Here is a 21,663-nt window from a genome sequence, read left to right on the forward strand (position 1 = left end):
GAGCAAGGCTTGCCCGCGATTGCCGCGCTGCGATCTGCCAGATGGACCGTGTCATCGTTCATCGCGGGCAAGCCTTGCTCCCACAGGTGCGGGCACTGTTTAGTTCTTCTCTGGCGGCAATTCTGGCAGGGCGCGCAGGGCTGTTTCGTACCATTCGGTATTGAACGCGCGGTCTTCTTCGAGGATCGCGTCGATTTCCACTGCCAATACGTGGGCCATCAGGCTGAGGATTTCTTCGCGCTCGTAACCCACCAGGGTCAGCTTGTTGAAAGTCGCTTTGGCCGCTGGCGGGTTGTCGCTTTCGATCTGGTTTTCAATCGCTTCGATCAGCGTGTTCTCGGCGAATTCTTCTTCGTCGCTATCGATGTCAGTCGGCTCGCTCATGGCAGGCTCCTCAAGGTAAGGCGCGCAGTTTACCTGCATTCAGCGCCGTGATGCTGCTGGCAAGAAACGCCCCGGCGATCTATAAACAGGCACTGCCCACCCCGCACGGCCTGGAGGCTTCGTGATGCTCAAGCTTTATGGATTTTCCGTCAGCAACTACTACAACATGGTCAAACTGGCGCTGCTGGAGAAGGGACTGCCGTTCGAAGAAGTGCTGTTTTACCCGGCCGCGACCCCGGAGGCGCTAGCCATCAGCCCGCGCGGCAAAGTGCCGGTGCTCGGCGTCGATCAGGGTTTTGTCAACGAAACCAGCGTGATCCTCGAATACCTCGAACACAGCCAGACAGGCACGCCGCTGCTGCCCAGCGATCCCTTCGAACGCGCGCAAACGCTGGCGCTGGCCAAGGAAATCGAGCTGTACATCGAACTGCCGGGCCGCGCCTGTTATGGCGAAGCATTCTTCGGCTCGCCAGTGCCGGACGCGATCAAGGACAAGAGCAAATCCGAGTTGCTGCTGGGTTTTGCCTCGTTGGGCAGGCACGGCAAATTCGCCCCGTATGTCGCGGGCGACCAGCTGAGCATTGCCGATTTGTACTTTCTCTACAGCGTGCCGCTGGCCTGTGCGGTGGGGCAGAAGCTGTTCGGGATTGATCTGTTGGCCGAGATGCCGGCGGCGAAGGCGTTGCTGGAAAGGCTGGAGCAGAATCCGCATGTGCAGCGGATTGCGGCGGACAAGGACGCGGCCATGCCAGGGTTTATGGCGATGATTGCGGCCAAGAAGTAAGGGTTTGTAGCGCTCCTTCGAGTGTCATCGCGGGCAAGCCTTGCTCCCACAGATTCGTGTTGATTTAAAAATCAACGCAGTCCTGTAGGAGCGAGGCTTGCCCGCGAAGCTTTTAACGGCTGGCGAGCAACGCCTGACCGCGCGCCACAGCCTGCTTGACCTGCGCCGGCGCAGTCCCGCCGATGTGGTCACGGGCATTCACCGAGCCTTCCAGCGTCAGCACCGCAAACACGTCCTGATCGATCTGATCGCTGAATTTGCGCAGCTCTTCCAGGCTCATTTCCGCCAGGTCCTTGCCGCTTTCCACGCCGTACTTGACCGCGTGGCCGACGATCTCGTGGCAATCACGGAACGGCAGACCACGGCGCACCAGATAGTCGGCGAGGTCGGTGGCGGTGGAGAAACCACGCAGCGCCGCTTCGCGCATCATCGCGTGCTTGGGTTTGATCGCCGGGATCATGTCGGCAAACGCGCGCAGCGAGTCGCGCAACGTGTCGGCGGCGTCGAACAGCGGTTCCTTGTCTTCCTGATTGTCCTTGTTGTAGGCCAGTGGCTGGCCCTTCATCAAGGTCAGCAGGCCCATCAACGCGCCGAACACGCGACCGGTCTTGCCGCGCACCAGCTCTGGCACATCGGGGTTTTTCTTTTGCGGCATGATCGAGCTGCCGGTGCAGAAACGGTCCGGCAGATCGATGAACTGGAATTGCGCGCTGGTCCACAGCACCAGCTCTTCGGAGAAGCGCGACAAGTGCATCATCGCGATGCTCGCGGCCGAGCAGAACTCGATAGCAAAGTCACGATCCGAGACGTTATCCAGCGAGTTGCCGCCGACGGCGTCGAAGCCCAGCAGTTGCGCGGTGTATTCGCGGTCGATCGGGTAGGTGGTGCCCGCCAGCGCGGCGCTGCCCAGTGGCATGCGGTTGGTGCGTTTGCGGCAATCGACCAGGCGCTCGTAGTCGCGGCTGAGCATTTCGAACCAGGCCAACATGTGATGGCCGAAGGTCACTGGCTGCGCGGTTTGCAGGTGAGTGAAGCCGGGCATGATGCTGCCAGCCTCGCGCTCGGCCTGTTCCAGCAAGCCTTTTTGCAGGCGGGTGATTTCAGCGAGGATCAGGTCAATCTCGTCACGCAGCCACAGGCGAATGTCGGTAGCGACCTGGTCGTTACGGCTGCGCCCGGTGTGAAGTTTTTTGCCGGTCACGCCGATGCGATCGGTCAGGCGTGCCTCGATGTTCATGTGCACGTCTTCGAGGTCGATGCGCCAGTCGAACTGGCCGGCTTCGATTTCGCCCTGAATGGTTTTCAGGCCGTCGCTGATGCTGTCGCGTTCGGCATCGGTCAGCACGCCGACTTTGGCCAGCATGGTGGCGTGGGCGATCGAGCCCATGATGTCGTGGCGATACAGGCGCTGGTCGAAAGTGACGGAGGCGGTGAAGCGGGCGACGAAGGCGTCGACGGGTTCACTGAAGCGGCCGCCCCAGGACTGATTGGTCTTGTCAGTGCTCATGAATTCGCTCGTATCGGCTTGAAGAAAGTTGGCGTTTTACGCTGGGGCGGATAATAACAGGGTTGCCAATCCTGTCGTTGACGCTGGTCGCGACGTTTTTTTCTCATGTGCGGGGCCATACTCGGGCAACGCCGGCGGTTAATGCGCAACGATATTTTTCAATTGAGCAATATCGCGCCGGCAACCGTCTACAGTTGGACAGTAGGAACAGCGCACTTCTGTGCGCTGGCGCTGCCTATAAAAAAAGGGGGGTGTTCATGGTGTGTATCAGCAAACCCTACGGCGATGCCTCGGCCAGGTTTAACCGCAATGCCTCGGCCAGCTCTTGCGGCAGTGCCTTGCCAGCGCGGGCCTGGGCCGCCAAACGCCCGGCAGTGGAAAATTTAGCCGCCGGTCTCGCGGCACTTTTTAGCCCTCGCGCCAGTCTTAGCGTGGATCGCGGTGACGGATGTCACTTCACCTGTCTACGCTATCCTTGTGCGAGACTCACGCAGGAATCCAGCGCAATATGAATGTCCTGATCGTTGATGACGAACCCCTAGCCCGCGAGCGCCTGAGCCGAATGGTCGGTGAACTCGAGGGATACAGTGTCATGGAGCCCGGAGCCACGAACGGCGAAGAGGCGTTGGCGCTGATCGACAGCCATAAACCGGATATCGTGCTGCTCGATATCCGCATGCCGGGCCTCGACGGCCTGCAAGTGGCTGCCCGATTGTGCGAACGCGAAACCCCGCCAGCCGTGGTTTTTTGCACCGGCCCTGACGATTTTGCCGAAGAGGCGATGCAAGCCAGCGGCGTGGTTTACCTGGTCAAACCGGTGCGTGCCGAGGCGTTGCTCGAAGCCTTGAAGAAGGCCGAGCGCCCCAACCGTGTGCAACTTGCTGCCCTCACGCGTCCCGCCGCCGAAACCGGTAGCGGCCCACGCAGCCACATCAGTGCCCGTACCCGCAAAGGCATCGAGCTGATCCCGTTGGGCCAAGTGGTTTACTTCATTGCCGACCACAAATACGTGACCTTGCGCCACGAGGGCGGCGAAGTGCTGCTGGATGAACCGCTGAAGGCGCTTGAAGACGAATTCGGCGATCGCTTCGTGCGCATCCACCGCAACGCGCTGGTCGCCCGCGAGCGCATCGAACGCCTGCAGCGCACGCCACTGGGGCATTTTCAGCTGTTCCTCAAAGGCCTGAACGGCGATGCGTTGATCGTCAGCCGTCGTCATGTGGCCGGTGTGCGCAAAATGATGCAACAGCTTTAATCCGCCAGTCTCAGGCGGATTTCACACAAGATTGCCGGACGTTGAGGGCCAGGGAGGCCGCGCAGTTCCTGATACAAGTCAAAGTGGATTTGGTTGAGCTGTTATTATCCGCCGTATCTATTCAGTACGGATTGATCCATGTCCTCTCGCGAAATCCGCATCGCCACCCGTAAAAGTGCGCTGGCCCTCTGGCAGGCCGAATACGTCAAAACTCGCCTCGAACAAGCCCATCCCGGCCTGTCGGTGACGCTGGTGCCCATGGTCAGTCGCGGCGACAAGCTGCTCGACTCGCCACTGTCGAAAATCGGCGGCAAGGGCCTGTTCGTCAAGGAACTGGAAACCGCGCTGCTCGAAAACGAAGCCGACATCGCCGTGCACTCGATGAAAGACGTGCCGATGGACTTCCCTGAAGGCCTCGGTCTGTTCTGCATCTGCGAACGCGAAGACCCGCGCGACGCCTTCGTTTCCAACACCTACGCCAGCCTCGAAGAATTGCCTGAAGGCAGCATCGTCGGGACGTCGAGCCTGCGCCGTCAGGCCCAGTTGCTGACACGTCGGCCAGACTTGGAAATCCGCTTTCTGCGCGGCAACGTCAATACTCGCCTGGCCAAGCTGGATGCCGGCGAGTACGACGCGATCATTCTCGCCGCCGCCGGTTTGATCCGTCTCGGTTTCGAAGACCGCATCACCTCGGCGATCAGCGTCGACGACAGCCTGCCGGCCGGTGGCCAAGGCGCGGTGGGCATCGAATGCCGCAGCGCCGACACGCGAATCCACGCCTTGCTGGCACCGTTGCATCACCACGACACCGCCACTCGTGTGATCGCCGAGCGCGCCCTGAACAAACACCTGAATGGCGGCTGCCAAGTACCGATCGCCTGCTATGCCGTGCTCGAAGGCGAGCAAATCTGGTTGCGTGGTCTGGTCGGTGATCCGAGCGGCGGCCTGCTGCTCAGCGCCGAGGCCCGTGCGCCGCGCGGCTCTGCCGAATCGCTGGGTGTGCAGGTTGCCGAAGACCTGCTCAACCAAGGCGCCGGCGACATTCTCAAAGCGGTTTACGGCGAGGCAGGTCACGAGTGAGCGGCTGGCGCCTGCTGCTGACGCGCCCCGCCGATGAGTCGGCGGCGCTGTGCAGCGTGTTGGCCGAACAGGGGGTTTTCAGCAGTTGCCTGCCGCTTTTGGAGATCGAGCCGCTAGTTGCCTCTGACACAATGCGCGCGGTGATCGGCGAGCTGGAGCGCTTTTGTGCGGTGATCGTGGTCAGCAAGCCTGCCGCGCGGATCGGCATCGATTTGCTGAAGCAGCAATGGCCGCAGCCACCGTCGTTGAAATGGTTCACTGTAGGCGCCGCGACTGCGCAGATCCTCGAGGATTTTGGGCTCGATGTGAGCTTCCCGGTGAATGGCGATGACAGCGAAGCCTTGCTTGATCTTCCCGAGTTGCGCGAGGCTGTTGCCCGGCCTGATCCGCGCGTGCTGATCATGCGCGGGGAGGGCGGGCGCGAGTTGCTCGCTGAGCGTTTGCGTGAGCTTGGTGCTAGTGTCGAGTATCTGGAGTTGTACCGCCGCTGCTTGCCGCACTATGCGCCGGCCGAGCTGCCCGCGCGTATCGAAGCGGAACGCTTGAACGGGCTGGTGGTCAGCAGTGGACAGGGTTTTGAGCACCTGCATCAATTGGCGGGCGATGCCTGGCCGCAATTGGCGCAGTTGCCGTTGTTTGTTCCAAGCCCAAGGGTTGCCGAGCTGGCACGTGCCGCCGGGGCCCAAACAGTTGTGGATTGTCGTGGCGCGAATGCCACGGCTTTGCTGACGGCGTTACGGGAGCAACCCGTACCCGTTCTCTAATGCAAAGGATGGATACGTGAGCGAAACAGCCTTGCCTAAAGATGATGTGCAACCCGTGCTGAACAAGCCGGTTGAACCGCCAGTTGAAACTGGCCCGCCTGCTGCCGTGCAGCGTCGAGGCAACGGACTGGCCATCGTCGCCCTGTTGCTGGGCGCCGCCGGGGTTGCCGTGGGCGGTTGGGGAGTCTGGCAGGTGCGTCACCTGCAAGCCAATAATCAACAGCAGCTCAGCCAGGTCCAGGCGCTGAACGATACGGCGCAAAGCCTCAAGCTCAATGACCAGCGCCTGACCTCGCGCCTCGAGCAACTACCCGCCGCTGAAGAACTGGATGCGCGCAGCCGTCTGGTGACGCAACTGCAGGGCGATCAGCAGCGCTTGAATCAACGCCTGGAAACCGTCCTCGGCGCCAGCCGCAAGGATTGGCGTCTGGCCGAGGCCGAGCATTTGTTGCGTCTGGCCAGCCTGCGTCTTTCCGCGTTGCAGGACATCAGCAGCGCTCAGGCGCTGGTGCAGGGCGCGGACGAAATCCTCCGTGAGCAGAACGATCCAGGTTCCTTTGCCGCTCGCGAGCAAGTGGCGAAAACCCTGGTGGCGTTGCGCAGCACCGAGCAGCCGGACCGCACCGGGCTGTTTCTGCGATTGGGTGCCCTGCGCGATCAAGTGATCAACCTCACCGAGCTCGCGCCGGAGTACAAGGACCGTGGCGAATCGCTGCTGGGCCTGACCGCCGATGCGGATGGTTCGAGTCGTTGGGCGCAGTGGTGGGATCAGATTTCGCATTACATTCGCATCGATTTCAACGCTGACAAAAATGTCCGTCCGCTGCTGGCCGGGCAGAGTCTGAGCCAGGTGCGTCTGGCCCTGAGCCTGGCGCTGGAGCAGGCGCAGTGGGCCGCGCTCAATGGTCAGGCGCCGGTGTATACCCAAGCGCTGGCCGAGGCGCGCGATGTGCTCAAGGGCAATTTCAATCCGGATAACCCGCAAAGCAAAGTCATGCTTGAGCAGGTTGGCGAGTTGAGCAAAGAGCCGGTCACCGTGGTCACGCCAGACTTGGCAGGCACGCTCAGCGCAGTTCAGGGTTATCTGGAGCGGCGCAATGTCAACGCCGAGCAATCGATCAAGCCGCTGGCCAAACCTGACGCGAGCGCCGCGCAGGAGGCGACGCCATGAAACGCCTCTATGTGATCCTGTTTCTGGTGATCGCGGCCGCTGCGGCGCTGGGGCTGGCGATTGCCGAGCACTCCGGTTACGTGCTGATCGCCTACAAGAGCTTCCGCTTCGAATCGAGCCTGTGGGCGACCCTGGCGCTGGTCGCGGTGCTGTGGCTGGTGTTCTGGGGCATCAAGGTGTTGATCCAACTGGTGACGACCTCGGGTGGCGTGGTCAATCCATGGTCGCGGCGCAACCGCAGCCGTCGGGTGCAAGTGGCGATCGAACATGGGCAGATGGACCTCGCCGAGGGTCGCTGGGCGAGTGCTCAGCGTCACCTGCATCGTGCCGCCGAAGCCGAGCGTCAACCGCTGCTGTACTACCTCGGCGCAGCGCGCGCCGCCAATGAATTAGGTCATTACGACGAGAGCGACAGCCTGCTCGAGCGCGCTCTGGAGCGCCAACCTCAAGCCGAATTGGCGATTGCCTTGAGTCACGCGCAATTGCAGACCGATCGCGGCGACACCGACGGTGCGCTGGCAACCCTGCAAACCATGCACGAACGCCATCCGCACAATGCGCAAACGTTGCGTCAGTTGCAGCGATTGCATCAGCAGCGCGGCGACTGGTCGGCGGTGATTCGTTTGCTCCCGGAACTGCGCAAGGACAAGGTTTTGCCTGCGGCGGAACTGGCTGAGCTGGAGCGTCGCGCGTGGGGCGAAAATCTTAGCCTGGCGGCACACAGCGAAGAGGACGGTTCCGTCGGTTTGCAGTCGCTGACCCGTGCCTGGCAGCAACTGACCAATGCTCAGCGCCAAGAGCCACAACTGGTTTTGGCCTACGCCGAGCAATTGCGCCAGTTGGGCGCGCAGGTCGAGGCCGAAGAAGTGCTTCGCACGGCGCTCAAGCGCAACTACGACAGCCACCTCGCGCGTCTTTACGGCTTGGTGCGTGGCAGCGATCCGTCGCGGCAACTGCAGACGGCTGAAGGCTGGCTCAAGGATCATCCGGGCGATGCGAGCCTGCTGCTGACGCTGGGCCGTTTGTGCCTGCAAAGCAGTTTGTGGGGCAAGGCGCGGGATTATCTGGAAAGCAGCCTGCGCGTGCAGCGTAATCCGGAAGCTTGCGCTGAACTGGCGCGGTTGCTGGCGCAACTGGGCGATACCGAGCGCAGCAATCAGTTGTTCCAGGAAGGCTTGGGTTTGTTGGATGAGCGCTTGCTGGCCGCGCCATTGCCGGTCCCGGCTCGGATCTGACTCAAGACCGCCCGTTGCCCTTTGTAGCAGCTGCCGAGCCCGCGAGGCTGCGTTCGGCTGCGAAGCAGTCGCCAAGCCTGCGCACGCGATTTTCCTGAAACACCGCAGTGCCTGAATTCACGACTGCTGCGCAGCCGGACGCAGCCTCGCGGGCTCGGCAGCTGCTACATGAAGTGGTGATGCGCAGGGGCGGCAGCTGCTCCAGCGCTGCGGGTGCCGGATCGGGTCTGAAGCCAGCAGCGAGTTGTTTTTGTAGCAGCTGCCGAGCCCGCGAGGCTGCGTTCGGCTGCGAAGCAGTCGCCAAGCCTGCGCACGCGATTTTGCTGAAACACTGCAGTGCCTGAATTCACGACTGCTGCGCAGCCGGACGCAGCCTCGCGGACTCGGCAGCTGCTACATGAAGCGGTGATGCGCAGGCTCGGCAGCTGCTGCAGGTTCCCTGTGCGTCGGGCGCGGTTTTGGGCTTTGGATCGGCTGATTAATTGGCTGGATGTTGAGCTTTGTAGTCCCTGATCGGCTTAGTCCTACAAGGGACTACGCCGATTCCTCTCGCTCCTGTCGGGAATTCCCTACACCTCTGGTGAACTGTCCGTGCCGGGCCGTCTTGAAAGCCTGCTGCGCTTTCCTCTACCGTAACCGTCTGTCTCTATTGGTACGGATTAGCCATGTCTTTGGCCTGCTCACGCTCATTGTTTTTCATGGCATTCACCGCGGCTGCATTGGCCCTTGGCGTTTCCTTTCACCTGGAATACGTGGTCGGACTCAAACCTTGCGGGTTGTGTCTGTTGCAGCGGGGCTGCCTCGCGCTACTGATGATTGTCTACCTGATCGCGTCGGTTCACGGGCCGCGCCGTTTCGGCTCATTCGTCTATTGGCTGGCGGGTGTTTGTGCCAGTCTCGGCGGGACCGTCACGGCGTGGCGCCAAGTGCTGCTGCAAAGTGATCCGCAGCAACTCGCGGGCTGTTCTCCGACTCTGGACAATATGTTCGGCTCCATGCCCTGGACCTGCGTGTTGCGGCGACTGTTCGAGGGCGATGCCGATTGCGCGGAGATTTCCTGGACCCTGTTCGATCTGAGCATCCCGGAATGGAGCCTGCTGTTCTTCGTCGCGATGCTCATCCTCGGCGCCTATCAATTGCTGCGCCATGTCTGGGTCGCCTGTCTGCGACCGCTCAGCGGCGAGTCGTCGCACCCGGCCATAGCAGGTGATTAAACACTTGTATGAACTTTATCTCCTGCGTACCTTGAAGCCATTGTCGTGCGGGCATAATCTGGCCCGCACGTGTCATTGGAATCATGTTGCTCGATGACGCTCTGCCTGGCCGATTCTTGACCTTCAAGGGTGCGACAGGTGTAGGGCAGCATGACCCACAAGGGAAGAGAGATCACCATGCTCGAAAGTTGTCAGAATGCTCAGGAACGCTGGGGTGGAGTGCATCTGCTGATCGACCGCTGGTTGCAGGAGCGTCACGAACTGGTTCGGGCCTATGATGCTCTCGGCGCCAAGCCCGAAGCGCTGGGCGAGAACGCTAAACCGCTGCAGGAATTTTGCGGTGTGCTGGTCGATTACGTGTCGGCGGGTCACTTCGAAATCTACGAACAGCTCACCGGTGAAGCCAAGGCCTTTGGTGACACTCGCGGTCTGGAGCTGGCCGAGACGATTTATCCGCGCATCGACGTCATTACCGAGAAGCTGCTCGCGTTCAACGACCTGTGCGATGCCGGCAAATGCGTCGCAGAAAAATTCAAGGAACTGGGTGGCCTGTTGCACGAACGCTTCGAACTGGAAGATTGCCTGATCGAAGTGCTGCACACCGCTCACAAGGAAGAGGATCCGGTTCAGGCCTGAACCCTTTCCGGCAACACCACAAACGGTGCGCTATGCGCGCCGTTTTTTGTTTGCGCGATTCAGCTGCTGGCGCCGCGCAATTCAACTTCGAACACCAGCGGGGTGAACGGCGCGATCAGGTCGCCGGCACCGTCGGCGCCATAAGCCTGGGCCGATGGAATCACCAACCGCCACTTCGCGCCGACCGGCATATTTTGCAGCGCGATGCGCCATCCCGCGATCACGCTGTCGAGGCTGAACCATTGCGGTTGGCTGTTCTGGTCGAACACTGTGCCGTCGGGCAAGCGACCGATATACAACACCTGGACCTTGCCGGTTGGCCCAGCCTTGGCGCCGGTGCCTGGCGTCAATTCGGTCAGCAAAATCCCCTCGTCCAATTGACGAACGCCGGGCCGGGCTTTTTCCTGAGTGAGAAAACGCTGCTCTTTTTCCAGCGCTTCTTCGGTTTGCGACACCGCCGGTTGCTCGGCAATCTGCGCTTCGTGCTCGGCGAGGATCTGTTCGATCTGCGCGTCTTTCAATGCCAGCGGCTTGCCTTGATAGGCTTGCTGCAACCCATCGATCAGTGCCTGCAATTGCAGGTCCGGGACCTCTTGGCGCAAGCGTTCACCGAGGCTGGCGCCGAGGCTGTAAGCGAGATCGTGAGCATCATTTGCCGCGGTTTTTTCCGCCGCTTGAGTCGCGGAAAAACACACCAGCAAGGATAAAAAAAGGTAACGCGACATGGGCACTCTCCGACCTCAGATGCGGGGGATTATGCCAGTGCGAATGCGTCGAACGGTGAACTGCTTTTGCGCTGACGCAGAACATTTTCGATCCCGTGCAACGCAGCGCTATGCTTACTGTCAACATGACCTAGCAGCGGCGTCAGCAGAAGTCTAGTATGAGCCGCACTCACGTCAGCCAGGAGGTAAACCATGTCGGCCACCAAGAAGCCTGTAAATACTCCGTTGCACTTACTCCAACAACTGTCGGGCAGCCTGCTCGAGCATTTGGAAACCGCTTGTTCGCAAGCCTTGGCTGATGCTGAAAAACTGCTCGCCAAACTGGAAAAACAGCGCGGCAAAGCACAAGAAAAACTGCATAAATCCCGTACCAAATTGCAAGACGCGGCAAGCGCCGGCAAAGCCAAGGCACAGGCCAAGGCAAAGGACGGCGTCAAGCAACTCGAAGACTTGCTCGATGCGTTGAAAGATCGTCAGTCCGAGACTCGCAGCTACATTCTGCAACTCAAGCGCGATGCTCAGGAAAGCCTGAAACTGGCCCAGGGTATCGGTCGCGTTCAAGAGGCTGTCGGCAAGGCGTTGTCCCAGCGTTCGGCGAAACCTGCTGCAGCACCGGCGAAGAAAACTTCGGCCAAACCTGTGACTGAAAAAGCGGCGTCCAAGACTGTGGTCAAACCGGCTGCCAAAGCATCGAGCAAAGCGGCGTCGAAACCGGCTGCCAAAACTGCTTCGAAAGCTGCAGCGAAGAAACCTGTCGCCGCCAGCGCCGCGAAATCCACGGCTAAAACGACGGCTGCAAAACCTGCTGCTGCCAAGCCTGCTGTGGCGAAAACCACCGCTGCAAAAACCGCCGCTGCGAAATCGACTGCTGCCAAGTCGACAGCCGCGAAGTCGACAGCCGCGAAGTCGACACCAGCAAAAACCGCAACCGCTAAACCTGCTGCGAAACCAGCTGCCAAAACTGCCGCAGCGAAACCTGCTGCCAGGTCGGCCGCTAAACCCGCCGCTGCGAAAACTGCTGCAAAACCTGCTGCTGCAAAAGCACCGGCCAAACCAGCTGCCGCCAAACCTGCTGCGAAAACTGCTGCTGCCAAACCGGCCACTGCCAGCGCTGCGAAACCAGCCGCTGCCAAACCTGCGGCCAAAACGACTGCTGCAAAACCAGCCGCCAAGCCTGCAGCCAAACCCGCAGTGAAAAAACCAGCTGCCGCCAAACCAGTTGCTGCGAAACCTGCTGCCGCCAAACCGACCACCGCGCCAGTCGCCAAGCCTGCTACACCGGCCCCTGCTCCGGCCGCCGCGCCTGCGCCAGCCGCCAGCACCTCGACCACAACTGCCGCGCCAACGCCGGCAGCATCGTCGAGCACCGGCACCAACCCAACCAGCGCTTCCTAAGCGCCGGTCACCGCGACGCGCAGCTGTTGCAGCGCGTCGCGGTCCAGGTTGGCGGCGCCCGCCGCCACACCTTCCAGCCAGGCCGATGGTTCGGTCAGCTCATCTTGCGGCCAGTTCTCGGCTGTTCGTTCCAGTCGCACCAGCAGATGCCGTTCGGCCTGCAACTCCAACGTCTTGATGTGCTCGCGCAACGCCGCGAGGTCGATGTCGTCAGCGGCAGCGGTTTTCCATTGCGTGCGCAACGCTCGAAGCGGCTGCACGACCGTCGCCTCCCACGGCCCGACGATCTCTGAAAGTTGCCGCAAGCGTTGCGCCGTGCAGGCTACGCCGCGTTGTTCCAGCCACAACCCGCACAGCAGCAGGCAAACATTTGCCCCCGCCGCCTGCCATTGCAGGCACAGGCCTTCCACGCCGGGACGCGCGTAAGTGTTCAGGGAAAAGCTCCACAGGTCAGAGGACATAGTGCTACTCGCGCCAGTTGCGAGCGAAGCTGGTAGACTCCGCCGCCATTATGATTCGACTTCAGAACCTGACTTTACAGCGTGGCCCGCAACGTCTGCTAGAAGACGCCGAGCTGACCCTGCACGCCGGCCACAAAGCCGGCCTCATCGGTGCCAACGGCGCCGGCAAATCGAGCCTGTTCGCCTTGCTTCTCGGCGACCTGCACCCCGACTCGGGTGACTGCTTGCTGCCGGGCGACTGGCGCATCGCCCACATGCGCCAGGAGATCGACACGCTCGATCGGATCGCGGTCGACTACGTGCTCGATGGCGACCTGCGCCTGCGCGAGGTACAACGTGACCTCGCCGCCGCCGAAGCGGCGCATGACGGTGCCGCTCAGGCGCGCCTGCACTCCGAACTCGACAGCGCCGACGGTTACACCGCCGATGCCCGGGCGCGTAAATTGCTCGCAGGTCTGGGGTTCACCAACGATCAGATGGATCGTCAGGTAGGAGATTTCTCCGGTGGCTGGCGGATGCGTCTGAATCTGGCGCAGGCGTTGATGTGTCCATCGGACCTGCTGCTGCTCGACGAACCGACCAACCACTTGGACCTCGACGCCATCATCTGGCTCGAAGAGTGGCTGAAAAGCTACCCCGGCACGCTGATGTTGATTTCCCACGACCGGGATTTCCTCGATGCCGTGGTCGATCACGTAGCCCACGTCGATCAACGCAAAATCACCTTGTATCGCGGCGGCTACAGCGCCTTCGAACGTGCGCGTGCCGAGCGTCTGGCCCAGCAGCAACAGGCCTACGAGAAGCAGCAAGCGCAACGTGCGCACATGGAAAGCTACATCGCCCGCTTCAAGGCCCAGGCCACCAAGGCCCGTCAGGCGCAGAGCCGGATCAAGGCGCTGGAGCGGATGGAAGAGTTGTCCGCCGCGCACGTCGATTCGCCGTTCGACTTCGTCTTTCGCGAGTCGCACAAGATCTCCAGCCCGCTGATCGACATCTCCGACGCCCGTCTGGGTTACGGCGAGCGCGCGGTGCTGGAAAAGGTCAAATTGCAGCTGACCCCCGGCGCGCGCATCGGTTTGCTCGGCCCGAACGGCGCCGGTAAATCGACTCTGATCAAAAACCTTGCCGGTGAACTCGAGCCGCTGTCCGGCCGACTGACCCGTGGCGAGAACACCGTTGTTGGCTACTTTGCCCAGCATCAGCTGGATTCGCTCGACTCCAAGGCCAGCCCGTTGCTGCACATGCAGCGCCTGGCGCCGACCGAGCGCGAGCAGACCTTGCGCGATTTCCTCGGCGGTTTCGACTTCCGTGGCGCGCGCATTGATGAGCCGGTGCTGAACTTCTCCGGTGGCGAAAAGGCTCGACTGGCGCTGGCGTTGATCGCCTGGGGCCGGCCGAACCTGTTGCTGCTCGACGAACCGACCAACCACCTCGACCTGGAAATGCGTCTGGCGCTGACCATGGCGCTGCAGGAATTCAGCGGCGCGGTGTTGGTGGTGTCTCACGATCGTCATTTGCTCAAAAGCACCACCGATAATTTCTATCTGGTGGCGGACGGCAAGGTCGAAGAGTTCGACGGCGATCTGGAAGACTACACGCGCTGGCTGGTCGACTATCGCCAACGGAATGCGCCGGTCAGCAACACCCCGGTCAACCCGGACAAGACCGACAAGAAAGCCCAGCGCCAGGCCGCTGCTGCGTTGCGTCAGCAACTGGCGCCGCACAAGCGCGAGGCCGACAAGCTCGAAGCCGAGCTGGGCAAGCTGCACGAGAAACTGGCGAAGATCGATGTCAGCCTCGGCGACAGCGATATCTACGAGCCGGCGCGCAAGAACGAATTGCGCGATCTGCTGGCCGAACAAGCCCGACTCAAGGTGCGTGAAGGCGAGCTTGAAGAGTCGTGGATGGAAGCGCTGGAATTGCTGGAAAGCATGCAAGCGGAGCTGGAGGCGCTGTCCTGATGGAGGCTTTCACGCTGCCGCTGCCGGCAATGTGGGTCGAACCGATCTGGCTCGTCGTGCAAATCCTGTTGATTCTGCTGGCCGGTTATTCCGCCCAGCGATTCGTCGCCCGCTGCCTCACGCGCCTCGGCGAGCGCTACCCGTTTCCGCCGCAATTGCTGCTGCCGCTGCGTGGCGTGTTGCGCTGGTTGATCATGGGCAGCGCGCTGATATTCGTGCTCGGCCGTCTCGGCGTTTCGGCGACGGTGCTGTGGACCGCGTTGTCCGGGTTCGTCGCGGTCGCGGCGGTGGCATTCTTCGCGATGTGGAGCGTGCTCTCCAATCTGCTGTGCGCCATTCTGATCTTCACCGTCGGCCCGTTCCGTATCGGTGATGTCGTCGAGTTGGTGGACACCCTCGACAAACCGGGCGTCAAGGGCCGGGTGGTGGCGATCAATCTGCTGTTCACCACGCTGATCGAAGTTGAAGCGGCCGGGACCGGCAGCGTGATGGTGCAAGTGCCTAACAGCCTGTTCTTCCAGCGCTCGGTTCGGCGGTGGCGGGGGACGGATGTGTTGCCTTCAAGCGGGTTTGAGAAGTAGGCCTGCGGTTATCTGACAGGCCGCTATCGCGAGCAAGCTCGCTCCCACAGTGGTTTTCAGTTGTTCAGAAACAAGCAGTTCACTGAAGATCCAATGTGGGAGCGAGCTTGCTCGCGATGGCGCCGCCCGCCCTGTTCATTGGCTTATCCCGCAAAAATCGGTAGTCATCCGGCAAATCCAGCATTAGCTTAGACGTCTGTCACGAGTCTGAGTCGAGGTGTGTAATGGGGCTTCAAACATGGCTGGCGTTTTTCGCCGCTTGCTGGGTCATCAGCCTGTCGCCCGGTGCCGGCGCGATTGCGTCGATGTCCAGCGGTCTGCGCTACGGTTTCTGGCGCGGCTATTGGAATGCCCTGGGACTGCAAATCGGTCTGGCGGTGCAGATTGCGATTGTCGGCGCCGGTGTCGGCGCGGTGCTCACGGCATCGGCCACAGCGTTCTATGCGATCAAATGGTTCGGCGTGGCGTACCTGGTTTACCTCGCGGTCAAACAATGGCGCGCGCTGCCCAGCGACATGAGCGACGACGCGGCGGTGCGGCAGATCGGCAAACCGTTGGCGCTGATGTTCCGTGGTTTTCTGGTCAACATCAGCAACCCCAAGGCGCTGGTGTTCATGCTCGCGGTGCTGCCGCAATTCATTGATCCGCATGCGCCGCTGCTGGCGCAGTACCTGATCATCGGCGTGACCATGGTCTGCGTCGACCTGATCGTCATGGCCGGTTACACCGGGCTCGCGTCCAAAGTGCTGCGCATGCTGCGCACGCCGCAACAGCAGAAACGCATGAACCGAACCTTCGCCGGCCTGTTCATCGGCGCCGCGGCGTTCATGGCAACGTTGCGCAAAGCGGTGGTGTAAAACCCGCCCCATCACCGCGTACCCCCTGTGGCGAGCGAGCTTGCTCGCGCCGGGGTGCGACGCGGTCTGCTGTCCAGCAACCGCTATCCACCCCTCTCCCAGCCGCGCCAAACGGGGCGAACCCCGTCACCTCAGTTGTCCTGCCACTTGATATCTCACCTCCCGAGCGACCAACAAAGCTTGAGTGAAAGGCATTCGAAGTGAACAATATGTAACTTCGTATTTCCCCTTGAGACTCATTCATGATTGCCTCTTCCCGTTTGCTGGCGTGGCTCGTGTTGCCGGTTATTGCGTTTTGCAGCCTCAACGCCTCGGCCGAGACCGCTGAGGGCGCGCCGAAAGCCCTGCATTTGCTCGACTACATCGGCGCCGATTACCCGGCGACGGTCGCGGCGGGCAAGGTGATCGATGAGTCGGAATACCGCGAGCAGCAGGAATTTCTCGGTGTGCTGCAAGGCTTGATCGCCGATTTGCCGGACAAACCGGAGCGCGACGATCTGGAGAAAGGCGTGAGCAACTTGCGCGCAGCCATCGCCGCACATCAGGACGGCGCCGACGTTGCGCGGCAGGCGCGGCAGCTCGGGGCGAAATTGGCGGTGGCCTACGAGGTCAGCCAGGCGCCGATCATCACCCCGGATCCGACGCGCGGCGCGCCGCTGTATGCCCAGCAATGTTCGGTGTGTCACGGCGATGCAGGCGCGGGCGATGGCCCGGCGGGCGTCGGCATGACCCCGCCGCCAGCCAATCTGCGCGATGCGGCGCGGCTGGATCGCTTGAGCCTGTACGCGATCTACAACACTTTGGTCCAAGGCGTCGAAGGCACGGATATGCCGTCCTTCGCCGATCAACTGGATGACCGGCAGCGCTGGGATCTGGCGACTTACATTGCCGGTTTCAGCGCCGATCCGGCGGCAGCGAAATCCGCGAAGACTTACAACATCGCCGATCTGGCGCGGCAGACGCCGGCCGAAGTGCTCGCCGCTGAAGGCCCGCAAGCACTGGCGACGTTCCGCGCGCAACGGGCGCAACCGCCGCAGGTCAAGCGTGGCCCGGCGCAGTTGCTCGATTACACCGCAGCGACCTTGGATAAAAGCATCGCTGCTTACCGTGGCGGCGAGCACGATCAGGCCTATGACCTGTCGGTGGCGGCGTATCTGGAAGGCTTTGAACTGGTCGAAAGTTCGCTGGATAACGTCGATGCCAACGTGCGCAAAGACACCGAAAAATCGCTGATGGCGTACCGGCAATCGTTGCAGGACGGCTTGCCGATCGCACAGGTCGAGCAGCGCCTGGACGCCGCCAAAGGCAAATTGAAAGAATCCGCCGGACTGTTGGGCAGCGATGGTTTGAGTTGGTCGTTGAGCTACATTTCCGGCCTGCTGATTCTGCTGCGCGAAGGTCTGGAAGCAATTCTGGTGCTGGCGGCGATCCTCGCGTTCCTGCGCAATACCGGCCAGCAGTCGGCGGTGCGCAGCGTCAACGTTGGTTGGGGACTGGCGCTGGTGGCCGGTCTGGCGACCTGGTCGCTGGCGGCGTATGTGATTGACGTCAGCGGCGCCCAGCGTGAATTGCTCGAAGGCTGCACGGCGTTGTTCGCCAGCGTCATGGTGCTGTGGCTGGGCGTGTGGATGCACGATCGGCGGCACGCGGCGGCGTGGCAGGATTACATCAAGAGCAGCCTGGTTGGCGGCGGCGGGCGCTGGGGGTTTGCGATCCTGGCGTTTTTCTCGGTGTATCGCGAATTGTTCGAAGTGATCCTGTTTTACGAAACCCTGTGGCTGCAGGCCGGTCCCGCCGGGCATGACGCGGTGTTGGCGGGCGGGGCGACGGCGCTGGTGTTGCTGATCGGGCTGGCGTGGGTGATCCTGCGCGGCTCGGCGAAACTGCCGCTGGCGTTGTTTTTCGGGATCAATGCCGGGTTGCTCTGCGCGTTGTCGGTGGTGTTCGCCGGGCACGGCGTGAAGGCGTTGCAGGAGGCCGGGGTGTTCGGCACGCGACCGGTGCCGTTCTTCGATTTCGATTGGCTGGGGATTCACGCCGATGCGTATTCGTTGAGCGCGCAAGCGCTGGCGATTATTGCGATTGCAGTGTTGTATGGTCGCAGCCGGATGGCTGAGAAGCGGCGGGTGCCGGTTTCCTGAAGGCATTCGCTGCGCTCATGTTCGCGGGCAAGCCTCGCTCCTACAGGTTCGTGTGTAATTTGTGGGAGCAAGGCTTGCCCGCGATGCTTTTAACAGGAGAAACACAATGCGTGTCTGGATCGATGCCGACGCTTGCCCTCGGGCGGCCAAGGATCTGGTGGTGAAGTTCGCTTTGAAGCGCCAGTTCGAAGTGGTGATGGTCGCCGGTCAGCCGCAGATCAAGCCGGCTCTGGCGCTGGTGAAACTGATTGTGGTGCCCAGCGGCCCGGACGCGGCCGACGATTACCTGGTGGAGCACGCGGTGCCCGGTGAGCTGGTGATTTGCAGCGATGTGCCGTTGGCGGACCGGCTGGTGAAGAAGGGCGTTTCGGCGCTCGACCCGCGCGGCAAGGAGTTTGACGCGCAGAACATGGGCGACCGGCTGGCGGTGCGCAATTTGTTCACCGACTTGCGCGAACAAGGCCAGATGAGCGGCGGCCCGGCGCCGTTTGGTGAGCGCGAGAAACAAGCGTTCGCCAATGCGCTGGACCGGATCCTCACCCGCTTGACCCGCAAACCCTGATCCATACCGAGAACCCTGTGGGAGCGAGCTTGCTCGCGATGGCGTCGCATCAGTCGACATAATGTTGCCTGAAAGTCCGCTATCGCGAGCAAGCTCGCTCCCACAGTTGAACGGGGTCAGGCGTCGTTTTCGTGGGTCAGTTCGAGCACGCGGTCGACCAGTTTGTTGATCCCCGTCGCCACTTCGCTGATCGACTGGCCGAGCATGTACGCCGGTGTACTGACCAACCGGCGCGCCTTGTCCTCGACGATATCGCCCACCGCACACTCAGTGTGCGTGGCGCCCATCTTGTTCATCGCCGCCGCTGTTTCCTCGTCATTGCCAATCGTGCACGTCACGCCCGGCCCGTAGATCTTCGCTGCCAGCGCTGGCGAAATGCAGATCAGACCCACCGGTTTACTCGCTTCGGCGAAGGCCTCGGCCAACGCCAGCACTTCAGGTTGCACCGTGCAGGCTGCGCCTTCGACAGCGAAGTTCGAGAGGTTTTTCGCCGCGCCAAAACCGCCGGGCACGATCAACGCATCGAAGTCCTCGACGCTGGCCTCGCGCAGGTCCTTGACGTTGCCGCGAGCGATGCGCGCCGACTCCACCAGCACGTTGCGCGACTCCGGCATCTCCTCGCCGGTCAGGTGGTTGATCACATGCAGTTGCGCGATGTTCGGCGCAAAGCACTGCACCTGCGCGCCGCGCTGGTCGAGGCGCAGCAGGGTGATCACGCTTTCGTGGACCTCGGCGCCGTCGTATACGCCACAGCCGGAAAGGATCACTGCAATTTTTTTGCTCATGGGCTTTTCTCCAGATTCATGGCGTTAAATGTCCACTAATTTGTCACTCGTTGCCATAGGGTTAATTCGCGGCTACACCTAGGATCTGTGATCCGGATTCCGTTCAGGGCACGTCATGAACTTCATTCTGTACGCGGTGCCGTTTTTCTTTGTGCTGATTGCCGTCGAACTGCTGGCCGACCGTTGGCGCGGCACGCGCAATTATCGTCTCGCCGATGCGATCAACAGCATCAGCACCGGCGTGTTGTCGACCACTACCGGCCTGCTGACCAAAGGCGTGGGGCTGCTGACGTATGCTTTTGCGCTCGAGCATCTGGCCCTGTTCAAACTCGACGGCGACAGCGTTTGGGTCTGGCTGTTTGCCTTTGTCCTGTACGACTTCTGCTACTACTGGCTGCACCGCATGGGCCACGAGCGCAACATCCTCTGGGCCGCGCACTCGGTGCATCATCAGAGCGAGGACTACAACCTCTCCACCGCCCTGCGCCAGACCAGCACCGGATTTCTCCTGAGCTGGATCTTCTACTTGCCGATGGCCGTGCTTGGCGTGCCGCTGCTGGTGTTCGTCAGCGTTGCAGCGCTGAACCTGCTGTACCAATTCTGGGTGCACACAAAACACATTCCCAAGCTCGGCTGGTTCGAGTGGTTCTTCGTCACGCCATCCAATCATCGGGCCCACCATGCACAGAACGCTCTCTACATGGATCGCAACTACGGCGGGGTGTTCATTATTTGGGACCGTCTATTTGCCTCGTTCCAGGAAGAGGACGATAACGAACCGGTGATTTTCGGTGTGACCACGCCGCTGGCGAGCTGGAATCCGCTGTGGGCCAACGTGCAGTTTTATGCGCAGTTGTGGGAGGACGCGAAACGCGCGGAGAGCAAGTGGGACAAGCTGCGCATCTGGTTCATGCGCACCGGTTGGCGCCCGGCCGACGTCGCCGCGAAGTACCCGATGAGCAAACCCGACCTGAGCCAGTTCCGCAAATTTGAAGTGCCGCTGGACGCGCGCCAGCAAATCTACGTGGCGCTGCAGTTTTGCGTCTACATCGCGTTGGGCAGCTATTTGATGAACCTGGAACCGAGCCTGCCGACCGCCGCGCTGGTGCTCGGCTGGAGTGCCGTGGCGCTGGGGCTGTTTACGTTGGGCGTGGCCCTGGAGAATCGCCCGTGGGCGTGGAAACTGGAGCTGTTGCGCCTGGCATTGAACGTGCCGCTGGTGTGGCTGGCGCCGCTGGTCGGGCTGTGGCCGGCCAGCGCGGTGGGTTGGGTCGCGCTGCTCAGCTACAGTCTGCTCAGCGCAATCGGTCTCTACTGCTGCAGAAACCGCTTCACTCGGCTGGCGTCTTAGTTTCTTCGATCCGCGCCTGTTCGGCTTTCAGCGCTTGCTCGTCGGCGTAGATCTTCTTCGCCAGACGAGCATTCTTGAAGCGCCGACGGATCCACAGGCCCAGGCCCAGCACCAGCAGCGCGCCGAGCACCCACAGTTCGTACTTCTTGACGCTGCCGAGCATGCCCTCAAGCACCGCGCCAAAGTGATAAGCCGCGGCAGCGAGGGCACTGGCCCAGATCGCCGCGCCAATCCCGTTCAGCAGCAGATAACGTCCCGGCGGATAACCCGACAGGCCGATCGCCACCGGCATCACCGTGCGCAAACCATAGACAAACCGGAAGCTCAGCACCCAGATGTCCGGGTGGCGGCGGATGTGTTCCAGCGCGCGGTCGCCCATCAATTGCCAGCGCGGTTTGCGCGCAAGCAATTTGCGCCCGTGCTTGCGCCCCAGGAAGTACCACAGCTGATCGCCGGCATAACTGCCGCAGAACGCCACGACAACCACAAGGTTGATGTCCATGTATCCGCGAAACGCGAGGAAGCCCGCGAGCACCAGGATGGTTTCGCCTTCGAAGAACGTGCCGAGAAAAAGGGCAAAGTAGCCGAAGTCATGCAGAAATTGTTGGAGCATTGTCTGGGTGCTGGCGAAATGAACGCGCAGCCTAACCCTTCAGACACATTGAGGAAAGTGTCCAAATGTGTCTCGACGTGAACAATTCCTACACGGACAATGGAATGCGGCTACGCGTCACAGGGCTGAGCACAACTGTCATCTGTTCGTCATAATGGCCGCTTATAACTGTCACGCTCGCCTGCCAGCGCGGGCTCAGGA

General features: G+C 61.5%; 21 protein-coding genes. 15 read left to right on the forward strand and 6 right to left on the reverse strand.

Translation table 11 applies throughout. From position 1 onward, the window contains the following. Positions 1-99: 99 nt before the first annotated feature. On the reverse strand, positions 100-384 hold the full coding sequence (locus BLU01_RS14030; RefSeq protein ID WP_092276352.1) for a hypothetical protein: 285 nt from the start codon (positions 382-384) through the stop codon (positions 100-102). Between the two features lie 124 nt (positions 385-508). Here BLU01_RS14030 and BLU01_RS14035 point away from each other — a divergent pair, with 124 nt between their 5' ends. After that, entirely contained in the window at positions 509-1,168 is a 660-nt protein-coding gene (locus tag BLU01_RS14035; protein ID WP_092276355.1) for a glutathione S-transferase family protein, read from the forward strand. A gap of 112 nt (positions 1,169-1,280) precedes the next feature. Here BLU01_RS14035 and argH read toward each other — a convergent pair whose 3' ends face one another. After that, complete coding sequence (argH, locus tag BLU01_RS14040) at positions 1,281-2,675, reverse strand: argininosuccinate lyase (protein ID WP_092276358.1); 1,395 nt, start codon at positions 2,673-2,675, stop codon at positions 1,281-1,283. A gap of 508 nt (positions 2,676-3,183) precedes the next feature. Between argH and BLU01_RS14045 the strand changes: the two genes are divergently transcribed. The 7 genes from BLU01_RS14045 (at position 3,184) to rsd (ending at position 10,030) form a co-directional block, all read left to right on the forward strand. Further along, positions 3,184-3,930: a LytR/AlgR family response regulator transcription factor gene (locus tag BLU01_RS14045; protein WP_092276361.1), complete on the forward strand. Its 747-nt coding sequence runs from the start codon at positions 3,184-3,186 to the stop codon at positions 3,928-3,930. Between the two features lie 138 nt (positions 3,931-4,068). Continuing rightward, entirely contained in the window at positions 4,069-5,010 is a 942-nt protein-coding gene (hemC, locus tag BLU01_RS14050; protein ID WP_092276364.1) for a hydroxymethylbilane synthase, read from the forward strand. Next, a complete protein-coding gene (locus BLU01_RS14055; protein ID WP_092276367.1) occupies positions 5,007-5,774 on the forward strand; it encodes a uroporphyrinogen-III synthase in 768 nt (255 codons plus the stop codon). Before hemC ends, BLU01_RS14055 begins: the two co-directional genes overlap by 4 nt. 16 nt (positions 5,775-5,790) lie before the next feature. After that, the gene (locus tag BLU01_RS14060) at positions 5,791-6,945 is read left to right on the forward strand and encodes a uroporphyrinogen-III C-methyltransferase (protein ID WP_092276370.1); all 1,155 of its coding nucleotides are present in this window, start codon (positions 5,791-5,793) and stop codon (positions 6,943-6,945) included. Further along, a complete protein-coding gene (locus tag BLU01_RS14065) occupies positions 6,942-8,180 on the forward strand; it encodes a heme biosynthesis protein HemY (RefSeq protein WP_092276373.1) in 1,239 nt (412 codons plus the stop codon). The genes BLU01_RS14060 and BLU01_RS14065 overlap by 4 nt, the downstream gene beginning before the upstream one ends. A 665-nt stretch (positions 8,181-8,845) precedes the next feature. Then, positions 8,846-9,394 carry a disulfide bond formation protein B gene (locus BLU01_RS14070; RefSeq protein WP_092276376.1) on the forward strand — a complete coding sequence of 183 codons (549 nt, stop codon included), beginning with the start codon at positions 8,846-8,848 and terminating at the stop codon, positions 9,392-9,394. 177 nt (positions 9,395-9,571) lie between these two features. Beyond that, positions 9,572-10,030, forward strand: coding sequence for a sigma D regulator (gene rsd / locus BLU01_RS14075; protein WP_092276379.1), 459 nt, complete (start codon positions 9,572-9,574; stop codon positions 10,028-10,030). A gap of 59 nt (positions 10,031-10,089) precedes the next feature. Here rsd and BLU01_RS14080 read toward each other — a convergent pair whose 3' ends face one another. After that, positions 10,090-10,755: an FKBP-type peptidyl-prolyl cis-trans isomerase gene (locus BLU01_RS14080; protein WP_092276382.1), complete on the reverse strand. Its 666-nt coding sequence runs from the start codon at positions 10,753-10,755 to the stop codon at positions 10,090-10,092. A gap of 192 nt (positions 10,756-10,947) precedes the next feature. On the opposite strand from BLU01_RS14080, the gene BLU01_RS27860 reads away from it, so the two are divergent. Further along, positions 10,948-12,150, forward strand: a complete 1,203-nt coding sequence (locus BLU01_RS27860) for an AlgP family protein (RefSeq protein ID WP_092276385.1) — start codon at positions 10,948-10,950, stop codon at positions 12,148-12,150. On the opposite strand, the gene BLU01_RS14090 is transcribed toward BLU01_RS27860, so the two are convergent. Further along, positions 12,147-12,611 (reverse strand): TIGR02444 family protein, encoded by a 465-nt coding sequence (locus BLU01_RS14090; protein WP_092276388.1) that lies wholly within the window; start codon positions 12,609-12,611, stop codon positions 12,147-12,149. The genes BLU01_RS27860 and BLU01_RS14090 overlap by 4 nt on opposite strands. Before the next feature lie 50 nt (positions 12,612-12,661). On the opposite strand from BLU01_RS14090, the gene abc-f reads away from it, so the two are divergent. From abc-f to BLU01_RS14115, 5 genes are all read left to right on the forward strand, one after another. Next, positions 12,662-14,572, forward strand: coding sequence for a ribosomal protection-like ABC-F family protein (abc-f, locus tag BLU01_RS14095; RefSeq protein WP_092276390.1), 1,911 nt, complete (start codon positions 12,662-12,664; stop codon positions 14,570-14,572). Then, the gene (locus BLU01_RS14100) at positions 14,572-15,153 is read left to right on the forward strand and encodes a mechanosensitive ion channel family protein (RefSeq protein ID WP_092276393.1); all 582 of its coding nucleotides are present in this window, start codon (positions 14,572-14,574) and stop codon (positions 15,151-15,153) included. The genes abc-f and BLU01_RS14100 overlap by 1 nt, the downstream gene beginning before the upstream one ends. A gap of 224 nt (positions 15,154-15,377) precedes the next feature. Next, positions 15,378-16,010: a LysE family transporter gene (locus BLU01_RS14105; RefSeq protein ID WP_092276396.1), complete on the forward strand. Its 633-nt coding sequence runs from the start codon at positions 15,378-15,380 to the stop codon at positions 16,008-16,010. A 242-nt stretch (positions 16,011-16,252) separates the two neighbouring features. After that, positions 16,253-18,151 carry an FTR1 family protein gene (locus BLU01_RS14110; RefSeq protein WP_092276399.1) on the forward strand — a complete coding sequence of 633 codons (1,899 nt, stop codon included), beginning with the start codon at positions 16,253-16,255 and terminating at the stop codon, positions 18,149-18,151. Positions 18,152-18,257: 106 nt separating this feature from the next. After that, positions 18,258-18,713, forward strand: coding sequence for a YaiI/YqxD family protein (locus tag BLU01_RS14115; protein ID WP_092276402.1), 456 nt, complete (start codon positions 18,258-18,260; stop codon positions 18,711-18,713). Between the two features lie 116 nt (positions 18,714-18,829). Here BLU01_RS14115 and elbB read toward each other — a convergent pair whose 3' ends face one another. Continuing rightward, complete coding sequence (gene elbB / locus BLU01_RS14120) at positions 18,830-19,498, reverse strand: isoprenoid biosynthesis glyoxalase ElbB (RefSeq protein WP_092276405.1); 669 nt, start codon at positions 19,496-19,498, stop codon at positions 18,830-18,832. 115 nt (positions 19,499-19,613) lie between these two features. Here elbB and BLU01_RS14125 point away from each other — a divergent pair, with 115 nt between their 5' ends. Next, positions 19,614-20,849, forward strand: a complete 1,236-nt coding sequence (locus BLU01_RS14125) for a sterol desaturase family protein (protein WP_092276408.1) — start codon at positions 19,614-19,616, stop codon at positions 20,847-20,849. Here BLU01_RS14125 and BLU01_RS14130 read toward each other — a convergent pair. Beyond that, positions 20,830-21,462: a DedA family protein gene (locus BLU01_RS14130; protein WP_092276411.1), complete on the reverse strand. Its 633-nt coding sequence runs from the start codon at positions 21,460-21,462 to the stop codon at positions 20,830-20,832. The genes BLU01_RS14125 and BLU01_RS14130 overlap by 20 nt on opposite strands. Positions 21,463-21,663: the final 201 nt, after the last annotated feature.

This window comes from Pseudomonas prosekii, from assembly GCF_900105155.1.
GTDB classification, from domain to species: domain Bacteria; phylum Pseudomonadota; class Gammaproteobacteria; order Pseudomonadales; family Pseudomonadaceae; genus Aquipseudomonas; species Aquipseudomonas prosekii.

What these genes read in the sequence shown, in the direction of transcription:
- argH (WP_092276358.1), bottom strand. Translation starts at nt 2,675, where the DNA reads ATGAGCACTGACAAGACCAATCAGTCCTGGGGCGGCCGCTTCAGTGAA.
- hemC (WP_092276364.1), top strand. Translation starts at nt 4,069, where the DNA reads ATGTCCTCTCGCGAAATCCGCATCGCCACCCGTAAAAGTGCGCTGGCC.
- BLU01_RS14065 (WP_092276373.1), top strand. Translation starts at nt 6,942, where the DNA reads ATGAAACGCCTCTATGTGATCCTGTTTCTGGTGATCGCGGCCGCTGCG.
- BLU01_RS14105 (WP_092276396.1), top strand. Translation starts at nt 15,378, where the DNA reads ATGGGGCTTCAAACATGGCTGGCGTTTTTCGCCGCTTGCTGGGTCATC.
- BLU01_RS14110 (WP_092276399.1), top strand. Translation starts at nt 16,253, where the DNA reads ATGATTGCCTCTTCCCGTTTGCTGGCGTGGCTCGTGTTGCCGGTTATT.
- BLU01_RS14030 (WP_092276352.1), bottom strand. Translation starts at nt 384, where the DNA reads ATGAGCGAGCCGACTGACATCGATAGCGACGAAGAAGAATTCGCCGAG.
- BLU01_RS14130 (WP_092276411.1), bottom strand. Translation starts at nt 21,462, where the DNA reads ATGCTCCAACAATTTCTGCATGACTTCGGCTACTTTGCCCTTTTTCTC.
- BLU01_RS14100 (WP_092276393.1), top strand. Translation starts at nt 14,572, where the DNA reads ATGGAGGCTTTCACGCTGCCGCTGCCGGCAATGTGGGTCGAACCGATC.
- BLU01_RS14125 (WP_092276408.1), top strand. Translation starts at nt 19,614, where the DNA reads ATGAACTTCATTCTGTACGCGGTGCCGTTTTTCTTTGTGCTGATTGCC.
- BLU01_RS14115 (WP_092276402.1), top strand. Translation starts at nt 18,258, where the DNA reads ATGCGTGTCTGGATCGATGCCGACGCTTGCCCTCGGGCGGCCAAGGAT.
- elbB (WP_092276405.1), bottom strand. Translation starts at nt 19,498, where the DNA reads ATGAGCAAAAAAATTGCAGTGATCCTTTCCGGCTGTGGCGTATACGAC.
- BLU01_RS14035 (WP_092276355.1), top strand. Translation starts at nt 509, where the DNA reads ATGCTCAAGCTTTATGGATTTTCCGTCAGCAACTACTACAACATGGTC.
- BLU01_RS14070 (WP_092276376.1), top strand. Translation starts at nt 8,846, where the DNA reads ATGTCTTTGGCCTGCTCACGCTCATTGTTTTTCATGGCATTCACCGCG.
- rsd (WP_092276379.1), top strand. Translation starts at nt 9,572, where the DNA reads ATGCTCGAAAGTTGTCAGAATGCTCAGGAACGCTGGGGTGGAGTGCAT.
- BLU01_RS14090 (WP_092276388.1), bottom strand. Translation starts at nt 12,611, where the DNA reads ATGTCCTCTGACCTGTGGAGCTTTTCCCTGAACACTTACGCGCGTCCC.
- BLU01_RS14080 (WP_092276382.1), bottom strand. Translation starts at nt 10,755, where the DNA reads ATGTCGCGTTACCTTTTTTTATCCTTGCTGGTGTGTTTTTCCGCGACT.
- BLU01_RS27860 (WP_092276385.1), top strand. Translation starts at nt 10,948, where the DNA reads ATGTCGGCCACCAAGAAGCCTGTAAATACTCCGTTGCACTTACTCCAA.
- BLU01_RS14045 (WP_092276361.1), top strand. Translation starts at nt 3,184, where the DNA reads ATGAATGTCCTGATCGTTGATGACGAACCCCTAGCCCGCGAGCGCCTG.
- abc-f (WP_092276390.1), top strand. Translation starts at nt 12,662, where the DNA reads ATGATTCGACTTCAGAACCTGACTTTACAGCGTGGCCCGCAACGTCTG.